This window comes from Treponema bryantii, assembly GCF_900113965.1.
GTDB lineage: Bacteria > Spirochaetota > Spirochaetia > Treponematales > Treponemataceae > Treponema_D > Treponema_D bryantii_A.
This window is the reverse complement of the sequence record NZ_FORI01000005.1, coordinates 221,845-241,833: the sequence shown is the minus strand read 5'-3', so window position 1 is coordinate 241,833 and position 19,989 is coordinate 221,845. Positions and strand designations below refer to the sequence as shown.

Annotated in this window: 14 protein-coding genes; 9 read left to right on the top strand and 5 right to left on the bottom strand. The window is 42.0% G+C overall.

Annotation, left to right across the window (positions count from 1 at the left end; all coding sequences use genetic code 11):
• Positions 1-27 precede the first annotated feature (27 nt).
• Both fliS and flgN read left to right on the top strand, forming a co-directional pair.
• Complete coding sequence (gene fliS / locus BM161_RS08200; protein WP_074931515.1) at positions 28-468, top strand: flagellar export chaperone FliS; 441 nt, start codon at positions 28-30, stop codon at positions 466-468.
• Positions 469-481: 13 nt separating this feature from the next.
• Positions 482-958: a flagellar export chaperone FlgN gene (gene flgN, locus BM161_RS08195; RefSeq protein ID WP_074931514.1), complete on the top strand. Its 477-nt coding sequence runs from the start codon at positions 482-484 to the stop codon at positions 956-958.
• A gap of 151 nt (positions 959-1,109) precedes the next feature.
• On the opposite strand, the gene BM161_RS08190 is transcribed toward flgN, so the two are convergent.
• Complete coding sequence (locus tag BM161_RS08190; RefSeq protein WP_074931513.1) at positions 1,110-3,389, bottom strand: glycoside hydrolase family 3 C-terminal domain-containing protein; 2,280 nt, start codon at positions 3,387-3,389, stop codon at positions 1,110-1,112.
• Between the two features lie 72 nt (positions 3,390-3,461).
• Complete coding sequence (locus tag BM161_RS08185) at positions 3,462-4,550, bottom strand: DNA/RNA non-specific endonuclease (protein WP_083425735.1); 1,089 nt, start codon at positions 4,548-4,550, stop codon at positions 3,462-3,464.
• A 451-nt stretch (positions 4,551-5,001) separates the two neighbouring features.
• On the opposite strand from BM161_RS08185, the gene BM161_RS08180 reads away from it, so the two are divergent.
• Both BM161_RS08180 and BM161_RS08175 read left to right on the top strand, forming a co-directional pair.
• Positions 5,002-7,095 (top strand): ABC-F family ATP-binding cassette domain-containing protein, encoded by a 2,094-nt coding sequence (locus BM161_RS08180; protein WP_074931512.1) that lies wholly within the window; start codon positions 5,002-5,004, stop codon positions 7,093-7,095.
• Positions 7,096-7,158: 63 nt separating this feature from the next.
• Positions 7,159-9,231 carry a glycoside hydrolase family 5 protein gene (locus tag BM161_RS08175; RefSeq protein WP_074931511.1) on the top strand — a complete coding sequence of 691 codons (2,073 nt, stop codon included), beginning with the start codon at positions 7,159-7,161 and terminating at the stop codon, positions 9,229-9,231.
• Between the two features lie 22 nt (positions 9,232-9,253).
• On the opposite strand, the gene BM161_RS08170 is transcribed toward BM161_RS08175, so the two are convergent.
• Positions 9,254-10,399: an FtsH/Yme1/Tma family ATP-dependent metallopeptidase gene (locus BM161_RS08170; RefSeq protein WP_074931593.1), complete on the bottom strand. Its 1,146-nt coding sequence runs from the start codon at positions 10,397-10,399 to the stop codon at positions 9,254-9,256.
• On the bottom strand, positions 10,383-11,303 hold the full coding sequence (locus BM161_RS08165) for an AraC family transcriptional regulator (RefSeq protein WP_074931510.1): 921 nt from the start codon (positions 11,301-11,303) through the stop codon (positions 10,383-10,385). Before BM161_RS08165 ends, BM161_RS08170 begins: the two co-directional genes overlap by 17 nt.
• Positions 11,304-11,397: 94 nt before the next feature.
• On the opposite strand from BM161_RS08165, the gene BM161_RS08160 reads away from it, so the two are divergent.
• The 5 genes from BM161_RS08160 (at position 11,398) to BM161_RS08140 (ending at position 18,450) form a co-directional block, all read left to right on the top strand.
• On the top strand, positions 11,398-13,185 hold the full coding sequence (locus BM161_RS08160) for a glycoside hydrolase family 13 protein (protein ID WP_074931509.1): 1,788 nt from the start codon (positions 11,398-11,400) through the stop codon (positions 13,183-13,185).
• 156 nt (positions 13,186-13,341) lie between these two features.
• Positions 13,342-14,523, top strand: a complete 1,182-nt coding sequence (locus BM161_RS08155; RefSeq protein ID WP_074931508.1) for a sugar ABC transporter substrate-binding protein — start codon at positions 13,342-13,344, stop codon at positions 14,521-14,523.
• An 86-nt stretch (positions 14,524-14,609) separates the two neighbouring features.
• Positions 14,610-15,995, top strand: coding sequence for a carbohydrate ABC transporter permease (locus tag BM161_RS08150; RefSeq protein ID WP_074931507.1), 1,386 nt, complete (start codon positions 14,610-14,612; stop codon positions 15,993-15,995).
• 11 nt (positions 15,996-16,006) lie between these two features.
• Complete coding sequence (locus BM161_RS08145; protein WP_244882745.1) at positions 16,007-16,849, top strand: sugar ABC transporter permease; 843 nt, start codon at positions 16,007-16,009, stop codon at positions 16,847-16,849.
• Positions 16,849-18,450: an alpha-amylase family glycosyl hydrolase gene (locus BM161_RS08140; RefSeq protein ID WP_083425733.1), complete on the top strand. Its 1,602-nt coding sequence runs from the start codon at positions 16,849-16,851 to the stop codon at positions 18,448-18,450. The genes BM161_RS08145 and BM161_RS08140 overlap by 1 nt, the downstream gene beginning before the upstream one ends.
• 7 nt (positions 18,451-18,457) lie before the next feature.
• Here BM161_RS08140 and malQ read toward each other — a convergent pair whose 3' ends face one another.
• The gene (malQ, locus tag BM161_RS08135; RefSeq protein ID WP_074931505.1) at positions 18,458-19,951 is read right to left on the bottom strand and encodes a 4-alpha-glucanotransferase; all 1,494 of its coding nucleotides are present in this window, start codon (positions 19,949-19,951) and stop codon (positions 18,458-18,460) included.
• Positions 19,952-19,989: the final 38 nt, after the last annotated feature.

Below are 19,989 nucleotides of genomic sequence, written 5' to 3'. Positions count from 1 at the left end.
GAATTCCGATTTCAAGGAGGATCGCACATGGCTTACCAGAACGCTTATGCTGCTTATCAGAAAACTAATGTAAACACCGCAAGTCAGGGACGTCTTGTTGTTTTACTTTATGAAGGTGCCGTAAAGCATCTTAAAGCAGCACTTAACCTGTTTGGACAGGATGATAAGCTGAAACCAGGTGATATCGAACAGTTCGGTATTCATCTTCAGAAAACACAGGCAATCATTACAGAGCTTCAGGTTTCACTTGATATGGAAAAAGGCGGAGACATCGCAAGAAATCTTATGTCTCTGTACGTGTATTTTAATGAAGAACTGATGGATGCAACTATCAGCCATAACAAATCTAAGATTGAGTTTGTACTCACTAAGATTGATGATCTGGCTGGCGCATGGAGAACAATTGCAAACAGTACTGCAAACGCTCCAGCTGCAAAAGTTGCAAATACACTGAATATTGTAGGGTAAAGGGAAAAACAATATGGCAGAAATCACACAGAAAGAATTAGACGAACGCGTTGCAATTTTGCGTCGTTTCAGAAGTCTTTTGGAAGAACAGCGCGGTAAGTTCCGCGAATATCTTACAGTTCTTGAAAAACAGCAGGACTCTATTACTTCAGAAAATCCAGAAAGCCTCCTTGCACACACAGAGCTTGAACAGCAGGTTGTAAAGAATATCGCAAATCTTCAGAAGGTTATTGTGCCTATGGCTAAAATGTACAAGGCAAATGCAGGAAACTCTGCCGCAGAAGATGCAGATATCATCAAGATTCAGAATGAACTTTCAGATCTTCAGGACAAGGTTCTCAAACAGAACGCAATCAACCGCGACCTGCTGAGAGTTCATATTGAACAGCTCAAATCACAAATCAACAACTTTAAGAATCCTTATAAAACTACCAGAAATGTTTATGCAGCAGCACAGCCAGTCGCTACTATGGTGCATGTAGAGATCTAAACTCTGTAGATTGTAAAAATGGCTTACACAAAAAAATGGGTATTGACTACCGATAAGATTATTTGTGACAGCCGGTCAAGCCGGCTGCACCATAACTTATAATGTATTCAACACCCATTTTTTTTGTTTCAGCCATTTTTACAGCTTCACGTTATTTATCTAATGCCTGATTGTATTTTTCAACTTGATTGAGGATATCTTCCATTGTAACACCGTTACGGCCGCGGTTGCTTCTGAATGGATTACTCTTAATCATCTCAATCATTGCGCCCTTTGTGAACGGGAACTTGGCTTCAAACTCTTCATCAGTCATATCACCAATAACTGCATAGCAGGCTTTCTCAAAATCATCCTTTATGAGAGCTGACATTTCACGGTTACGCAGCATGTCGCCCATTGTAGTCTGAGGTGTGATTGTGAATGCCTTTTTAGAAGATGAAGTAACATCAACTTCGGCAGTAGCTCGGATGTCGCGGCTTGAAGCACCTACGCTGATGATGTATTTTCCAGACGGAGCATACCAGTCACCAGTGTCTGTGTTCCAGTAAGCAAACGAACGGCGGTCAAGTTTGAAGGTAACTTTCTTTGACTCACCAGGCTTGAGGCTAACCTTATCAAAGCCTTTAAGTTCTTTTTCAGGGCGAACTTCTACGCCGGTTTTATCACTTACATAAAGCTGAACAACTTCCTTACCTTCTACACTGCCGGTATTTTTGATTGTGATGCTTACTTCTACCCCATCAGTATCTTTGAAGGCAGGCTTTGAAACTTTGAGATTTGAGTACTCAAAAGTTGTGTAGCTGAGACCGTGTCCGAATGGGAAGAGAACAGGCATCTTGCGGCTGTCGTACCAGCGGTAACCTACAAAGATTCCTTCTGAATAAATACAAGTACGGCCGTTTCCAGGATATGTAAGATAACATGGAGTATCTTCAAGACGGAGAGGGAAAGTTTCTGCAAGCTTTCCGCTTGGATTTGCCTTTCCAAAAAGAAGATTAATCTGTGCTGTACCAATGTTTTCTCCACCGAGGTAGCATTCAAGAATTGCGGCAACCTTATCTACCCAAGGCATTGCAACTGGAGCACCATTATGAAGAACTACTACTACGTTCTTGTTTACAGCAGTGAGTTTTTCAATAAGCTCGTTCTGAACCTGAGGCATATCCAAAGTTGTGCGGTCTGCACCTTCTGATTCAAAGCTTTCAGGAAGACCTGCAAAAACTACAACTGTGTCTGCATTGCGGGCAGCAGCAACTGCTTCGTCTGTAAGGGCTGATGTCGTGGTTTCAAAATCATCATTATAGCCTTTAACATATTTTACGCTGAGGCCGGCTTCTTTTGCGGCATCAACGGCGCTGGTCATCTTATAGCATTTGATTTTAGAGCTTCCGCCGCCACCATAACGTGGATTTTCTGCGAAGGTTCCAACGAAGAGAACTTTATCTGCAGGAGCTTTGATCGGGAGGGCTGCATTGTCATTCTTAAGAAGTACACAAGACTCTTCGGCAATCTTTGCAGAATCAGCGTGGTCTTTATCCATATCAAAAACGCCGTCCTGTTTATGCTCAACATAATTCATTACCATTTCGAGTACGTGAGAAACTGCTTCGTCGAGTTCTTCCATGCTCAAAGTGCCGGCTTTTACTGCCTGAACAATGTCGTTATCTGTGTGGCCGCCACTGTATGGCATCTCGAGGCTGAGATCTGCTTTAATTCCCTTTACACGGTCGTAAACAGCACCCCAGTCTGACATAACAAGGCCCTTAAAGCCCCATTCGTCACGGAGAACGTCTTTCAAAAGCCACTTATTCTGACTTGAAAGCTCGCCGTTGATTGCGTTGTATGAACACATGATTGTTGTAGGAGCCGCCTTCTTTACACAGGTTTCAAACCCCGGAAGATAGATCTCGCGGAGAGTGCGCTCATCTACAGTTTCGCTTACAGAGAAGCGGTTTGTTTCCTGATTGTTTGCGGCAAAGTGCTTAACTGAGGTTCCGGCGTTCTTTGACTGAACACCGTTGATATAAGCCGCACCGAGTTCTCCGGAAACATAAGGGTCCTCAGAAAGATATTCGAAGTTACGGCCACAAAGCGGTGAACGCTTAATATTGATTGCAGGGCCGAGAACTGTAGAAACCTTGTAGTTATTTGCTTCTTCACCGAGGATTTCGCCCAGGTGACGAAGGAGGTTGCGGTCAAAGCTTGATGCAGTAGCACAGCCAGACGGGAAGCTGACTGCAGGGCGGGAGTCGTTTTCGTCTACGCCGTTATCAAACTGTGTACGAAGTCCGCTTGGACCATCACTTACCATAATGGAAGGAATACCGAGGCGGTCTACCGGCTTTGTACGCCAGAAATCTTTTCCGGAACAAAGTCCGGCTTTTTCTTCAAGAGTGAGCTGAGATAAAAGCTCTTTAATTTTATTGTCCATACGGGACAGTTTACCATGACAATACTAATGATTCAAATATAAAAAAATCGTTATTAATTGTACAAAAAACTTCTATTGGACAGCTTCCGACATAATCCGAGATTCAATGTTTTCTTCAAGCTCATCATCTAAAAGCTCAAAAAAGTTATAACCGGTGTTTTCTTCTATATAATTGATGCTGCACAGATATTGCTGCCAGCTGCCGTTTTTGCCACAACCTTTTTCGTTGGGAACACAAACGGCAAGCACTTCAGCCTCACTGGCAATGCGGGAAAAATCGTCATCACCTTCCGGCAGGAACATAATGATTTTCCAGGTGTAAGCCGGAACAGTAATTGAAAGCTCTGTGCCATCTTTAAGCTTTAAAGGAATTGATTCAAAATAACCTTTATCACCGGTACCGCCCACTCCAAGCGGACCGGCAAAAATGTAGGCTTCCTTACCCTGCAGCACCACTTCCCTTTCATACTTTTCCAGAGCCACCCAGACAATGCGGTTATTGTCAGGAGCCTGAGGAACCATGTTTGTCATAAGGAAGGTCATTGAATTATCTTCTGTGTTTGCGGTGCGGTCTGCAGACGGGCAGATGTGACCGCGGTCAAAACCATAGGCCGGAAACTTGTAATCCTGTTTACGAACGGCATACCATTCTGAAGGAAGTTCCGGGTCCGGGCGGAAGGTGTCTGCACGGTCAGCTTCTCCAAGGTCGCTGCGACTAAGATGCCAGGCTACCCAGTTCGGGTTCAAAGTTTCGTTGTTGTAGCAGATTGTAAACTGTGGCTTTTCCATGAGGTAGTTTTTGGCAGCGGCCGTGTCCTTAATTGAGTCAGAAGGATTTCCCCAGAAAAGAGGCGAGTTTTCTGCATGCCCCTGGTCGAGCGCGGGATTGGAACCGGAGGTGCCGGTGGTATTGGCAACTGGCGTTACGGAGCTGATATCTCCGGCTCCCCCCAGATTTTCTGCAGCCGCCGAAATCTCCGCCTTAATTTCATTAATCAGCGGTGGCTCAGTCTGTACGAGTGTAAGGCCGCCCTCGTCTACTACAAGAGTCGGTTTGCCATAAAGATACCAGGCGCCCGCAACAAGCAGCAGCACAAGGCCTAGCAAAACATATATTACTTTTGATTTCTGATTTTTCTTAGACTTCTTTTTTCCACCCATAATCAGCTATTATATCACAAAAACTGTATGAGATAATGACTTTTCCGACAAAACTCATATTTCCAACACTTTTTGTCGGAAATATCTATAATCATAATTTTTACAACCAGGGTATTTTCTGACAAAAGCCCACACAGATAGTCGTTTTGTCGGAATATTCAGAAATCAAGAATGTTGAAAATCTGCAATTTTCCTACAAAATCACCCCACAACTGTCGGTTTGTCGGAAAAATCAATTCTCATGCACCAAATAATCCTCAACTTTTCCGACAAAATAATACTCAACCCTAACTTTTGTCGGAAAAACAACTTCATCAGCTAAAAATAACATTATATTTTTCCGACAATACCACTCGCTTACCCCAATTTGTCGGAAAAATCACCTCCCCGCCCCCTTCACCATATTCGCCCCCAATTTTCACACTCTCAGTAAATCGCTATAATCATTTTTGTGAACATTCTTTCTATTAATAATCTTGCAAAAATCGGGCGGGAAAAGCCGCTCTTTACAGAAGTTTCTTTTGGTATTCAGGAAGGCGAAAAGGCAGCGCTCATTGGCCGTAACGGAACAGGTAAGTCTACCCTGCTCGCTACAATTGCCGGCGTTCTTCAGCCCGATGAAGGTACAGTCGTAATTAATAAAGAGGCCGGAGTTTCTTACCTGCCTCAGACTCCTTCTTTTAATCCAGATGATACAATTCGCGAACATATTTTTAAGAATGATTCACCAAAGCTTGCAGTTATCCGTGAGTACGAGGAAATCTGCGAGGAGATGGGAACAAAGGAAGCGTCCGCCGGGCTACAGACACGCTACGAAGCCATTATGCACAAAATGGACTCAGGCGACCTGTGGAATTACGAAGCACAGATCAGCTCAATTTTGAGTACTCTCGGCATTACAGACATGACCCGCCGCATGGGAACACTTTCCGGCGGAATGTGCAAAAAGGTTGCTCTGGCTCAGGTACTTGTAGAAGACACAAAGCTCCTTCTTCTGGATGAGCCTACAAACCATCTCGACATCACAACAATTTTCTGGCTGCAGAATTACCTGCACGATACAAAACGCTCCGTGCTCATGGTTACCCACGACCGCTGGTTCCTGGATGCCGTTTGTACAAATATCTACGAGCTCGCACGCAACAAGCTTAAGCTCTACGTTGGTAACTACAGTCAGTACCTCGAGAAAAAAGAAACCGAGGCCGAGATAGAAGCAAACACAGAGCGACGCATTGAATCCGTTCTGCGCTTTGAACGCGAGTGGCTGCTGCGTGGTCCCTGCGCCCGCGGTACAAAAATCAAAGCCCGCATCCAGCGCGACGAGCAGCTCATCAACCGCGAAAAGTTCCAGGCTGACAAGGGCTTTACTTTTGAGGTTAAGGGAAAAAGGCTGGGCGGTAAAGTTCTCGAACTCCATGGCATTTCAAAGAATTATCCAAAAGGTTATGTAGGGGAAGGCCTTCCCCTCGCTTCAGAACCGGTAGTTTCGACAGGCTCAACCACCGCTTCTTCCGCTACCCCTTCTAACGGGGGAAGCCCCCGTAACGCCCCCGAGTACGTACCGGTTATTAAGAACTTCTCCTACATCTTCACAAAGGGACAGAAAATCGGAATCTTTGGTGATAACGGCTCGGGTAAATCAACCTTCTTAAATATCATTACCGGCAACCTCGCCCCGGACAGCGGAACTGTTGTCGTTGGTGAAAACACAAAGTTCGGCTACTACACTCAGAACCCGGTTTTCAAAGATACTAACCTTACCGTTCTTGAATACATAAAAGAAACCGCAGAGCACATGACATTAAACGACGGTAAAAAAGAAGTGAGTGCAACAAAGTTCCTTGAAGAGTTCGGCTTTGAAGGAAAGATTCAGCACAGCCCGGTAAGCAGCCTTAGTGGCGGTGAGCGCAAGAGACTTTACCTCGTACGCCTCCTTCTTGAAAACCCAAACTTCCTCATCCTGGACGAACCTACAAACGATTTTGATATTTTTACAATGAATATTCTTGAGCAGTTCCTTGAAGGCTATCAGGGCTGCCTACTGCTCGTTAGTCACGACCGCTACTTTATGGACAAAACCGTAGACAGTCTTTTCATCATGGAAGAAGACGGAAACATCTCGGGCTTTGTTGGTAAGTGTTCGGAATATATTGATTACCGCGAAGAACAAAAGAAAAATGCAGTAGTGAAATCTGGAATCACGGTGGTTGAGCCTGCGGTCCCTGAGCCTGGTCGAAGGGTCGAAACCACCACGACAAAAAATGAAACTCCGAGTTCTGCGGTAGTTTCGATACAGCCTTCGGCTTACTCAACCACCGTATCTGCCCCAACACAAAAGAAGAAACTCTCTTTCAAGGAACAAAAAGAATTCGAACAATTGAACGAAGAAATCCCGGCGCTCGAAGCTGAGCAGAAGGCTCTCGAAGCAAAAATGGCCTCAAGTGATTTTGAAGAAGTTCGGGCTGCCGGTGAACGCTACAAGGAAATTGACGCTCTGCTTGCGGAAAAATATCCCCGCTGGGAAGAGCTGGCCGAACGCGCATAGCCCGCTCTCGCAGACCTCTCATAAAATTTTTCTCTTTTCAAGCTCTCATGCTATAATTGTTCTATGAAACATTTCATTTTATCTCTTTTAATTATTCTCTCATGTGGGTGCCTTTTTGCACAGAACGTAAAGCCTTTTAAAGCTGACCTGAATGCAATTGACGCAGCTAACGGTGATAAGACTATGACTTATGACAAGGCGTCTAGGGTTATTACGATAGACCGTGATTATGAAGAGCAGGTTGGCTTAGGATTGTGGCTGGATAAAGATATCAGCTCATACAATATCATAAGGATAAAGTATAAGGCTCTGGGAGACTATGGTTTTCATTTGAATACGGCATATAAAAATGATCCAACTGCAGACTACTGGGGCGACAGCACATACTGTCCTTCTTACCTTACAGAAATGGTAATTCCTATAAAAGAAGGAGTTACCAATCTGGAAAACCTCGGTTTTATGTCGGTAAACCATATCAGAAAATATAAATTCAGAATTGATGAAATTTCTTTTGAAAAAGTCAGTAACCCGCAGAAAACTGATCCTGCAGCTCCGGATGGCACGCCGCCTCTTATTGATACAGCGACAAGCGGAAACTTTAATGATTCAATCAGCGCCTGGGATTTTGTTGCCGGACTTGGAGCAGGCTTTCATTACGGAGCCTTGCATTCTGTAAGTGGCTGGCAGAATTTTGGACTTGACTCTTTCTCCTGGTCTGGTGATGTAAAGCCTTCAAAGGAAATAATTCAGGCAATCAGAAAAAGAGGCTTTAAAACCATAAGACTTCAGGTTGCTTCTTATGCTCACCTTATTGATGAAGATTACACAATTGACCCTCGCTTTATGAAGATATTGAAGGATGTTGTGGACTGGGCTATTGAAGAAGATATGTATGTAATTTTGTGCGGTCCGGTTGCAGAAATGCTGCAGGACCAGGCTTACCTCAAAATGACTGAAGAAAGCGTACATTTTGCTGGTTATTCTGTAGATGAAAAACATAAAAAAGAATCTCTGAGATTCTTAAAGGCAATCTGGCTTCAGTATTCACAGACCTTCAACAACTCTTATGATGAACATCTGATTTTTGAAACTCTGAACGAGCCTATTAACTGCTTCCACGAGCATGCCTGGCATCCACAAGACGATTGCGCAGTATGCAAAAAAAATTATTCTATTTTGAAGGAATATAATCAGGCGATTGTAGATACAATCCGTTCAACCGGTGGAAACAACGCAAAACGCTTTATAATGGTAGAAGGTTATAGTGGAGCAGAGAAGTCCCTTTACAGTAAGGTCTTCTCCCTTCCAAAGGACAAGGTTAAGGACAAACTCATTCCAACCTTCCACTGCTATCCTATGGGCTGCGGAAAGCCTTATTCAAAAAAGATCTTACATGATTCTGTAAAGAGACATCTTAAGGAATGGTTTGCTACTTATGACAAGCTGTATTTTTCTAAGCATATTCCGGTTTATATGTCTGAAGGTTTGCATGACCGTTCAATTCCGGTTATGGAACGCATAGACTGTCTTAAAGTATTTTTTGAAGAAGCAAAAAAGCCTGGCCGTTCCTGCAACGTAACTATGATTAATGACGCTGATTACACCTGCAAGTGGAATTGTTTTGGTTATTTATCATATCAGGATTTGAAATGGTATGAAGATGAATATGTTGATACTCTGATTTATGGCTGCGAAGGAAAGGAATATCCTTTAAGTGATGATTTTGTAAAAAAGAATACTATAAAAATTGAGAGCATCGTCGGAAAAAATCTTATTTCTGAGCCTGTTGTAGAAAAGGATTTTGATGATGGCTTTGGTATTGATTCGAGCGTTCTGGTGCGTTCAACTCCTCCAAAGTATAAACTTGAATTCGAAATTGAAACAACCGGCTCTGATGCGATAATGCAGATTGGTTATAATGATCCGGACCTGAAATGGTGTGATCTTGTTCAGCAGAAGAATGTCAAAATAAAAGGCGGAACTCTTAAAGACGGCTGGTGTATTGAAATAAAAAACTCAGGCACAGTTTCTCTGACTATTGATGAAAAGCTTGCTCAAGTCCTTGAAGAAACAGGTGAAATCATTATAAATGGCCGCAGCCTCATCGTTAAGTCGGTGAAGGTTGTGGACTTTTAGGCTTAGCGGCCGCGCCGGCGGCTTAGGCTTCCTCGGTGGCGGCTTTTACATCTGCCAGCGTGAATTCCGGGCGGCCGTCCTGACCTGCCCGGAGGGCTGCGTTATTAAGAATACTTTCGATCATTGCGCAGGAATAGCCGTTGAAAAGGCGGGCCAGCGCTTCGGGACTGCATTCTGCGGCTGGTGATTTTCCTCTTGTGTACATTTCTACAAGCTGGCGGCGTGCATCTTCATCTGGATATGGCACTGTAAGCTTTGCATCAAAACGGCCCGGACGAATCAAAGCCGGGTCCAGAGCCTTAATGCTGTTGGTTGCCGCAATCACAAGAACTCCATTGCTCGCTTCAAAGCCGTCCAGCTCATTAAGCAGCGCAGTTACAATTCTGGTGTTCTCAGTTTCAATTGCAGAACCACTGTAATTTCTGATTGTACCGATTCCATCAAACTCATCAATAAATACAATACAAGGAGCGCGTCGTCTTGCCTTCTTAAAAAGAAGCTTTACTTTCAAAGGACCAATGGCCATAAACATACTTTCAAAATCAGTTGCCTTGGCAGGAATAAAGTTTATCTTAGACTCCCCTGCCAGCGCTTTTGCAAAAAGAGTTTTTCCGTTTCCAGGATCGCCTTCAAGAAGAATGCCCTTTGGCATGCGAAGTCCCTTCTTTGCATACTCAGCAGGCTTTTTCATAATCTCCATTACCTGCACCATATCGCGCTTAAGCTTGTCCATTCCAACAACATCATCAAACTTTACGCCGGTTTTATGAACAACTTTGAACGTGTTCGGAGAAATGAATTTTCTGAAAGCAATAAAAATCACTCCAAAGAAAAAGAGATAGAAAATCAAATCAAAAATCAAAGAAAGAATTTCTGTACCGTCTTTTGCAATTGAAACCTCAATTGCGCGCTTCATCAATTCTTCCTGCAAAACAGGTGAATTAGGATTTTGTGTTTTAAATTTTACCGGGCTGGACTTTACCGTAAAATGAAGAGTCTCGCCTTCAATCTTTACAGACGAAACTTCGCCTGCTTCAACACACTGCCAGAAATCAACATAAGAAATCTTTTCTTCTTTGTTTCCAAAATAATCCCATGCAAAATATCCGCCGGCGCACAACGCAGCCACAATAATAATCAGCAAAATTTTTTTATTCAGTCTTCTCATTTTCATGCTCACTTTTTTTGTCCATCTGAACCGGGGCAGTCTCTTCCTGTCCTTCTGCCCTGTACTTCAACGGAGTTTTATTTTTATATCTTTTGAATAATTTTATAAAATAACTGATGTCATTAAAACCACAGTCATATGCAATATCTTCTATAGATTCATCTGTACCCAAAAGCATTTCTGCAGCACGGTTTATTCTATATTGATTAAGATATTCCATTGGAGTGTAATGTGTTACTTCATGGAAAACACGGCAGAAATATTTTGGAGAAAAACCAGCACTGTCTGCCATCTGTGCAAGGCTTATAGATTCTCCGTACTTCTGCTTAATCAGATTCATTACACACTTGAGCCAGATAAGTTTTCCGTTCTCCTTCATGTAATGCTCATTACGTTCATACATTTTATGAAGATCAATAAAGCCGAACAGCTGGAACAAAAGACTGATTGTTTCGTAGGCATAACCTTCGTTCTTAGCCTTTACGGTTTTAAACAATTCTAAAAGTCTCTTTGAAAAATCAGTTTCGTCTGTGCACTGTAAAATAGAAAAATAATTTTCGCCTTCAATCAGCCGCTCTAAAAAAGGAACTGTGGCGTAATTATTAATCATCATGATGTTCGGATCAAAAACGAGTGATTCGTAAATACACTTACCGCGGAACCGTTCACTGTCTCCATGGAGAATACCACTGGACATCAAAAAGAAATCTCCGGCCTTCAAAACATATTCTCTTGTGCCGGCAAACAAAGTGTACTCCCCGCGCAGAATATGAATAAACTCAAACTCAATATGCCAATGATAAGGAAGATCATAATTTGGCTCGGAAGTGTCTATTCTGTAATATTCCATCGGATAAGAAACAGAACCTCTCGGTCTCGATTCCTGCTTTTTTGCATTAATCATATCTATTCAAATCTCCCTAAAAAAGTAACTTTTGTCATATTTTTAGGAAATTATAACACTACAAAACGTAATAAAGCAATATTATATTCGAATCATGATACATTTAAATGCAATTGAACATCATGCTTTTGACAACTATTGTTATCCACTTGATAAGGATAACCTGATAATTAATCTTCGCACAGGTAAGGAAGTTGAAAAGGTTTTTCTTCTTTGGGGAGACCCTTTTGACTGGGGGCTTTCTAACAACGCTTCTAACTATACCTGGCAGTATACCTCGGTCGAAGTCACAGAGAAAAAAGAGCTCCAGAATCATTTGTGGTGGACAATCAAGCTCCAGCCAAAATTCAAACGCTGTAAATATTTTTTCAATATTAAAGCAGGAGATGATTCTTATATCTACGGTGAAAGCGGACTTGTTTGTGAAGAGGATTTTCACCGCGCCGAAGATGAATACTACCCTTTCATTTTCCCATGGATGAATCAGAATGATATCTGTAATCCTCCTAAATGGGCAGAGAATACTGTATGGTATCAGATTTTCCCAAGCCGTTTCAGAAAAGGTCCTATTGCTGATAAAAAGGAAGGACTTTCTCCATGGCCAGACAGAGACACTGTTGTAACTAACGAACAGAAGTTTGGCGGAAATCTTGGCGGCATCACAGAAAAAATGAGTTATCTTGCAGACCTTGGAATTACTGGTATTTACCTTAATCCGGTTAACTGCTCTACAACTCAGCATAAATATGACACAACTGATTATTTTGATATCGACCCGGACTTTGGTACAAAAGAAGATATGAAAAAGCTTGTTGCCGAAGCACATAAATACGGTATCAGAATTATGCTGGACGGTGTTTTCAATCATTCGGGCTGGGAGTTTTTTGCCTGGCAGGATGTACTTAAAAACCGCCAGAACTCAAAATATGCCGACTGGTATATGGTAAATGACTGGAGTTTCCCTGGAAAGCCAGGCCATAACGCAGACGAAGGTAAGTTTTTTGCCTTTGCTTACTGCGATTACATGCCAAAGTTCAACACAAATAATCCGGAAGTTCGCAAATATCTGATTGATGCCTGCGAGTTCTGGGTAAAAGAATATGACATTGATGCACTCCGTCTGGACGTTGCAAATGAAGTTTGCCATGACTTCTGCCGTGAACTTCAGACCCGTATGCGCGGTCTTAAGAATGATTTTTATATCATCGGTGAAATCTGGCACAACTCAATTCCATGGCTTCGCGGAAACGAATTTGACGCAATCATGAACTACCCTCTTCAGAATGCAATTTACAATTTTGCTCTGGACAAAGAACGCACAAGCCACAGCTTTGAACAGGACGTAAACCGCTGTCTCACAGATTATTTCCAGCAGACACAGAAAGTAATGTTCAACCTGATGGACAGCCACGACACAATGCGTCTTGTTACAAAAGCCGGCAGCCGCAATAAAGCTCTTCAGATGCTCGCCGTAATGTTTGCTATGCCAGGCTCACCATGTATTTATTACGGTACAGAAGTTTTCCTTGAAGGTGGAAAAGATCCTGACTGTCGCCGCTGCATGCCATGGAAAGATATTGAAAGTGGAAAATGCGACGAAGAGATGGACATCATTAAGCAGCTGATTTATTTGAGAAAAACAAACACTGCAATGAGTTCATATGAAATGAGTTTTGAACACATTGAAGGAAAAGATCGTCTTCTCTGTCTGAAGAAAAACGACGGCGAGAACAACATTCTCATCATCGTAAACTTCTCAGGCAAGCAGGAAGAAGTTTCTAACTTGCTGGATGGAACAAAAGTTCTGTTCAAAAATGGATTTAATGCGCAAACCAGAACCCTCGATTCCGACGGAATTCTGATTGCACAAAGCGGTTTTTAATTGAAAAAAAGGTGAAAATAGTACGATTTTCACATCAAAATAAAAGAAAAGTACCGCTAAAAAAATTTTTTTTGAAAGTATATCTATCAAGGATATAATAAAACTATAACAGGATTTTGAGTGGAAAAAAGGAGTCCACTCATATTTGGAGGTAATATGAAAAAATCTGTTAAGGTATTGGCTGCATTTGCATGTCTTTCGGTATTTCTTTTTAATTCCTGCTCAGAGAAAAAAGTAACTCTCAAGATGTGGGAATCTGATGGTCCAGAGCGCCAGTTCATGGAATGGGCTGCTGCTGAGTATAAGAAGAGCCATCCAAACATTGAAATCATTTATGAGCCAGTTGGTTCACCAGATGCACGTGCAAAGATTGAGCTGGACGGCCCGGCTGGAGTTGGAGCTGATGTATTTGTTGCACCTCATGATCACGTTGGAGCTCTTGTAGCTGGTGGACATGTACTCCCAGTAGAAGACACATCTTTCATTAATGATTTCGTAGACGCAGCAAAAGTTGCAGGTACTTATGATGGAAAACTTTACGGCTACCCACTTGCAATTGAAACATACGCATTGTTCTACAACAAGGACATCATTAAGAACCCACCAAAAACATGGGACGAAGTTGTTGAATACGCTAAAACTTGGAACGATAAGTCACAGAACAAATACGCTCTCGTATGGGGTGTAGGTAACGCATACTACTCTTACATGTTCATGAGCGCTTACGGCACATCTTTGTTCGGACCTAACGGTTCTGATAAGTCACAGCATGGAATCAATGCTCCAGCAACAATCAAGGGACTTCAGTATTTCCAGGATTTGAGAAAGAAGATTCTCGACGTTCCTTCTGCTGACCTTTCTGACGACTTCTGTAACTCTTCATTCGAAGAAGGAAAGGCTCCTATGATCATCACAGGACCATGGAAGATTTCAGACTTCAGCAAGACTGTAAAAAACTTTGGTATTACAACTCTTCCAGGCTTCGGCGATGGAAAACCTGCTACATCATTCTCTGGTGTACGTATCGCTTTCGTAAGTGCTTACTCTGAACACCCGGCAGAAGCTCAGGACTTCGCTAAGTTCCTTATGTCTAAGGCTTGCCTCGAAAAGAGATTTGAGTTCACAGCACAGATCCCACCAAGAAAGGACATCACAATTACTGATCCACTTTCTAACGGAATCCTTTCACAGGCTGCTTACGCATTCCCTATGCCAACAATCCCACAGATGGGTACATACTGGTCTGCAATGGGTAGTGCTTACGGCGGAATCTGGGACGGCGACAATGTTAAGCAGGATCTTGACGCTGCTGCTGCCGCAATGGAAGCTGCTAACTAATTAAATTATAATTAAACTACATGGTCATTGCAGCTTGGTTAATACTCCGCTAATCTGCAATGACCTTTTTTTTGAGGTCTTTCTTTATGGAAAATACAATTACGAACACAGAGAGCGTAAGCACATTAGATGCTAACCTGCCTCAGAAAACAAAAGTAGCTTCATGCTGCTTTATGGGGCTTGGTCAGGTTCTTTTCTTAAAACAATATGTTCGTGGAATTCTTCTGATGATTTTTGAAGTCATCATGATTCTGTGCTGTACACCGGTTTTCAACTCTGTCATTCCAACAACACTTTACGGTGTTATTACACTCGGCTCTCCAAAACCAGAAGGAACGCCGATAAAACAACTTGACCACTCAATCTTCATGCTGATTGAAGGTCTTTTTACTATTATAATTCTTGCAATTTTTATTGTCCTTTATATCACACAGGTAAAATCAGGTATAAAAGACGCTGAGCGTATTTTGAAACGCGGAAGATACCCAACTGCAAAAGAAGTAAGAAATCATCTTGCTACAAAATCTTTCCCAGTTCTTGGTATCACTCCATCTTTACTTATGCTTTCAATCTTTACATTGATTCCACTTCTGTTCTCAATGTTGATTGCATTTACCAACTATTCATCTCCAGACCACATTCCACCAAAGAATCTGGTAGACTGGGTTGGATTCTCAAACTTTACAACAATGTTCTCAAGGAACGTTGGCGGTAACTGGCCTAAAGCCTTTGCTCGTGTAGCAGGATGGACTGTCCTCTGGGCTGTTCTTTCTACTTTCACCTGTTTCTTTACCGGCTTTATGTTTGCGGTAATTCTCCGCGACAAGCGCATCCAGTTCCCAAAATTCTACCGCACAATTTTTATTCTTCCTTATGCCATTCCTCAGATGCTTTCTCTCTTTGTATGGGCTAACCTTCTTAACGGAACCTTTGGTCCTATCAACAGAACTCTTCAGTACTGGCATATTATAACTCAGGGTATTCCATGGCTTTCTAATCCGAATGTTGCAAAGCTCACTCTTGTTCTTGTAAACATCTGGATTGGTTTCCCATATAGTATGATTCTTACAACAAGTTCTATGACTGCAATTTCGCAGGCTCAGTATGAAGCTGCTCAGATTGATGGTGCTAACCGCTGGCAGCAGTTCATTCATATTACTTTCCCGCTTGTAATGTATCAGCTCAAGCCTGCACTGATTATGCAGTTCGCAGGAAACATTAATAACTTTGGTGCAGTCTTCTTCCTTACAAGCGGTGGTCCAAACCTCATGTTCGGAACTGAAAACCTCACCATTTCAACACAGGCAGGTTCAACAGATCTTCTGATTTCATGGATCTACAAGCTCACAATGAATACTCCAAACCAGTATCAGCTTGCTTCTGTACTTTCTATTCTGGTATTTATTGTGCTTGTACCGTTTGCTTTGTACAACTTTACTCACACAAAAGCATTCAAGGATGGTGAACTATAATGAAAGAAAAAATGGAAAGAACAAACAAAATATCTGTTTCAGTAGTTCTGCTTACAATCATTCTTGTAATTCAGGTACTATTGGTTTTATATCCTCTTGCTTTTACAATCAGTGCTTCGTTCTCTGACTCTAACTCTCTTGCTTCTACAAGCATTGTACCGTTCAAGCATAAGTTTTCAATTTATCAGTATCAGCGATTGTTCAAGGAATCAAACTACTTCCACTGGTACTTAAACACTCTGATTATTGCAACTTCAAACATGTTCATTACAGTTTTTGTATGCAGTCTTTGTGGTTACATTTTCAGCCGTTTTACATTCCCGTTCCGTAAACCTATCATGGCATCTATGATTATTCTTCAGATGTTCCCAAGTTTTATTGGAATGATTGCTACTTATGTAATTCTGTGGAAGCTTAATGCTCTGAATACTTTGTGGGGGCTTGTACTTGTTTATTCAACAGGAAGTATTCCTTTCAACTCATGGCTTATGAAAGGCTACTTTGACACAATTCCTCATGATATTGCAGAAGCTGCTTATATTGATGGAGCAACACCTCTGGGAGCTTTTATTAAAGTTGTTGTACCAGCTGCTAAGCCTCAGATTATCTTCCTTGCTCTTACAAGCTTTACCGGCCCATGGATGGACTTCATCTTCCCTCGCCTAGTATTGCGTACCGACAGCAAAAAGACTCTCGCTGTTGGACTTTATGAAATGATTAATGGACGTGCCGCAGACCACTTTACAATGTTTGCCGCAGGAGCTCTTCTTGTAGCTATTCCATTTACATTTTTGTTCGTACTCGGACAAAAATCTCTGCTTCAGTCACTTGCCTCTACTGGAGGAAAAGAATAATGAACACACATATTAAAAAAAGTTTTTCAATTTTCCTGATACTGGCCTTTCTGGCTGGTATCACAGGTTGCAGCAAGGACACCGCTGCAACCAACTCTTCTTCGTCCGCTCTGTGTGACCCGCAGAGCGGTGTTTATTACAGTCTTTTTGTACGCTCCTTTGCAGACAGCGACGGAGACGGCATTGGAGACTTCAACGGAATTACTCAGCATCTGGACTATCTTTCAGACCTCGGAATCAAAGGGCTCTGGCTTCTTCCTATCTACCCTTCTCCTTCCTATCATGGTTATGATGTTGATGATTATTATGATGTAAACCCGCAGTACGGTACTATGCAGGATTTTGAAAATCTTCTTGCAGCCTGCAAAGCAAAAGGCATTTGTGTAATGCTCGACATCACCTTTAATCATTCTTCATCTACTAACAAATGGTTCCTTGCTTCTAAAAATCCTGATGATCCGCACAGAGACTGGTATCACTGGATTGATGCAAATGACACCCGTTACAGTCTGAACACAAAGGTATGGGGACACAATCTTTGGAACAAGGTAGGAAACTCTTACTATGCAGGAGAGTTTTTTGACGGCATGCCGGACTTTAACTTAGACAGTCTTGAACTTCGCGAAGAACTTAAAAACGTACTCGCCTTCTGGATGGACAAAGGTGTTACAGGTTTCCGTTTTGATGCTGCAGGCCACATTTACGACAAAATAAAAATGCCAGCCGGCTTTGATGAATCAAACAAGGCTTCTGCTGAATTCTGGAAAGAAATCATCGACTTCACTAAATCAAAAAATGCACGCACTTACAGCGTTGCAGAAGTATGGGATACAACAAGCATCCGCGCTCAAGCACTTGCAGGACTTGATTCTGTTTTCCATTTTGATTTGGGCGACAACTATATTCTGAACTCTATCAAAACAAAAAGTGCCGGCAATAATAACCTTGCACATATTATCGAAAATGATTTTGCTGCGTATAAAAAATACAATGCAGATTTTATAGATGCTCCGTTCCTTACAAATCATGATCAGGCACGCCTTGCAGGAAATCTCAAAGGCAATGTAGAAGAACTGAAGCTTGCAGCTGGTATGTATCTTCTTACTCCGGGAATTCCATTTGTGTACTACGGCGAAGAGCTTGGTATGATGAGTGGTACAAAGGACGAAACAAAGAGAACTCCATTCCTCTGGGTACAGATGGATGCAAAAAAGAAACCATCTTATATGACTAGCTGGGCTTCTGATGCAGACTGCATTTACAACAAGAAAACAATTGGACTGGATGTTCAGAAGAAAAACAAAGACTCTCTCTACAACTATTATAGAAGAATTATAAACTTCAGAAACAGCTGCAAAGCTTTTGCTGCTAATTCTGAACTCCTTCCTCTCGATACAGGTAACTCTGCCCTCTCTTCATGGATTATTAAAAATGAAGATTCACAGGCTTTTGTTATTCACAATGTATCAGATGCTGCAGCAACCATTAAGCTGCCGGAAGGCTTTGCTGAAACTGCAGTGTTCCAGACTAATCAGGTTAAAAATAATAAGGACGGAACCTTTACGATTCCGTCCCTCACAACTGCTGTGTTTATTCAATAGCTGGCAGTTATCTTCCAGCTTCTTCAGTAGCTTTCTTCAACCAGGTTGCAATCTTCTTAGTAATCTGCTTTTCTGTAGCACGCCATTTCCAGTTATCTCCAACTGTAGATGGTGTGTTCATTCTTGCTTCATGACCAAGACCAATCAAATCCTGCATTGTAAGAACACAAACAAAAGACTTGCTGTTAAGAGCGGCCTTCATCATTGCTTCACGAACATCAGCCTTCTCTTCTACCTTAAGATACTTCATGGCATTTTCAACTTCGTTCGGGCTACCTGTTTCTGTCCAGCCAAGAATTGTATCATTATCATGAGTTCCTGTATAAACGATTGAGTTTTCAGGATAGTTATCTGGAAGATATGCATTGTCTGCAGTTCCATCAAAACCAAACTGAACAACCTTCATTCCAGGAAATGCACACTTCTTAAGCATTGCACGAACTTCATCAGTCATAAAACCAAGGTCTTCTGCGATAATTGGTACATCGCCGAATTCGTTCTTTACTTCTTTAAAGAGGTTTGCTCCTGGTCCCTTGCGCCATACACCAAGTTTTGCATCAGGCATACCATATTTAATAGTATAGAATGATTCAAATCCGCGGAAATGGTCAATTCTCAAAATATCATAAATCTCAAGACTAGCCTTAAGTCTCTGCTTCCACCAGCCGTAACCGTCTGCCTTGTGCTGCTTCCAGTTATAAACCGGGTTACCCCAGAGCTGTCCGAGTTCTGTAAACGCATCCGGAGGACAGCCTGCAACCTCAACCGGGACACGCTTCTTATTAAGCTTAAAGTTTTCCGGATGAGTCCATACGTCTGCACTATCAGCCGCAACATAAATCGGAATATCACCAATAATCTTAATGTCATTTTTTGCAGCATAAGCGCGAAGGTCGTTCCACTGCTTAAAGAAAAGATACTGAAGCATCTTGTAATATTCGATGCGGCGGGCACATTTTTTAGTCCACTCTTTTACTGCTTTTTCCTCACGCATACGGATATCGTCTTCCCATTCCAGGAAAGCAATTCCGTTGTGAGCATCTTTTACAGCCATAAAGAGAGCAAAGTCGTTGAGCCACCAGGCGTTCTTTTTACAGAAAGCCTTATAATCAGATGGAGTATTCTTTTCAAAATATTCCTGAATCTTTGCAAAAAGCTCGTGACGCTTTACATAAAGCAAACCATAATCTACATAAGACTTGTTGCTGCCCCAGTCAATTCCTTCATAATCTGATTTAGAAATGAGTCCGTCTTTTTCAAGCAATTCAAAATCTATAAAATATGGATTTCCTGCAAATGTTGAAAAGCTCTGATATGGAGAATCTCCATAGCTGGTAGGACAAACGGGCAGAATCTGCCAGTACGACTGACCTGCTTCCCGTAAAAAATCAATAAACTGGTATGCATTTTTTCCAAGTGTTCCAATTCCATAAGGTCCAGGCAGCGATGAAATATGCATAAGAACGCCGCTACCTCTCTGCTTAAATCCATTAGTATTCATAGTACTAAGTATACAATACTTTGCAACTTTGACTATAA

Excerpts from the sequence above, each read along its gene's own strand:
- fliS (WP_074931515.1), top strand. The coding sequence starts at position 28 with ATGGCTTACCAGAACGCTTATGCTGCTTATCAGAAAACTAATGTAAAC.
- flgN (WP_074931514.1), top strand. The coding sequence starts at position 482 with ATGGCAGAAATCACACAGAAAGAATTAGACGAACGCGTTGCAATTTTG.
- BM161_RS08190 (WP_074931513.1), bottom strand. The coding sequence starts at position 3,389 with ATGGACAATAAAATTAAAGAGCTTTTATCTCAGCTCACTCTTGAAGAA.
- BM161_RS08185 (WP_083425735.1), bottom strand. The coding sequence starts at position 4,550 with ATGGGTGGAAAAAAGAAGTCTAAGAAAAATCAGAAATCAAAAGTAATA.
- BM161_RS08175 (WP_074931511.1), top strand. The coding sequence starts at position 7,159 with ATGAAACATTTCATTTTATCTCTTTTAATTATTCTCTCATGTGGGTGC.
- BM161_RS08170 (WP_074931593.1), bottom strand. The coding sequence starts at position 10,399 with ATGAGAAGACTGAATAAAAAAATTTTGCTGATTATTATTGTGGCTGCG.
- BM161_RS08165 (WP_074931510.1), bottom strand. The coding sequence starts at position 11,303 with ATGATTAATGCAAAAAAGCAGGAATCGAGACCGAGAGGTTCTGTTTCT.
- BM161_RS08160 (WP_074931509.1), top strand. The coding sequence starts at position 11,398 with ATGATACATTTAAATGCAATTGAACATCATGCTTTTGACAACTATTGT.
- BM161_RS08155 (WP_074931508.1), top strand. The coding sequence starts at position 13,342 with ATGAAAAAATCTGTTAAGGTATTGGCTGCATTTGCATGTCTTTCGGTA.
- BM161_RS08150 (WP_074931507.1), top strand. The coding sequence starts at position 14,610 with ATGGAAAATACAATTACGAACACAGAGAGCGTAAGCACATTAGATGCT.
- BM161_RS08145 (WP_244882745.1), top strand. The coding sequence starts at position 16,007 with ATGGAAAGAACAAACAAAATATCTGTTTCAGTAGTTCTGCTTACAATC.
- BM161_RS08140 (WP_083425733.1), top strand. The coding sequence starts at position 16,849 with ATGAACACACATATTAAAAAAAGTTTTTCAATTTTCCTGATACTGGCC.
- malQ (WP_074931505.1), bottom strand. The coding sequence starts at position 19,951 with ATGAATACTAATGGATTTAAGCAGAGAGGTAGCGGCGTTCTTATGCAT.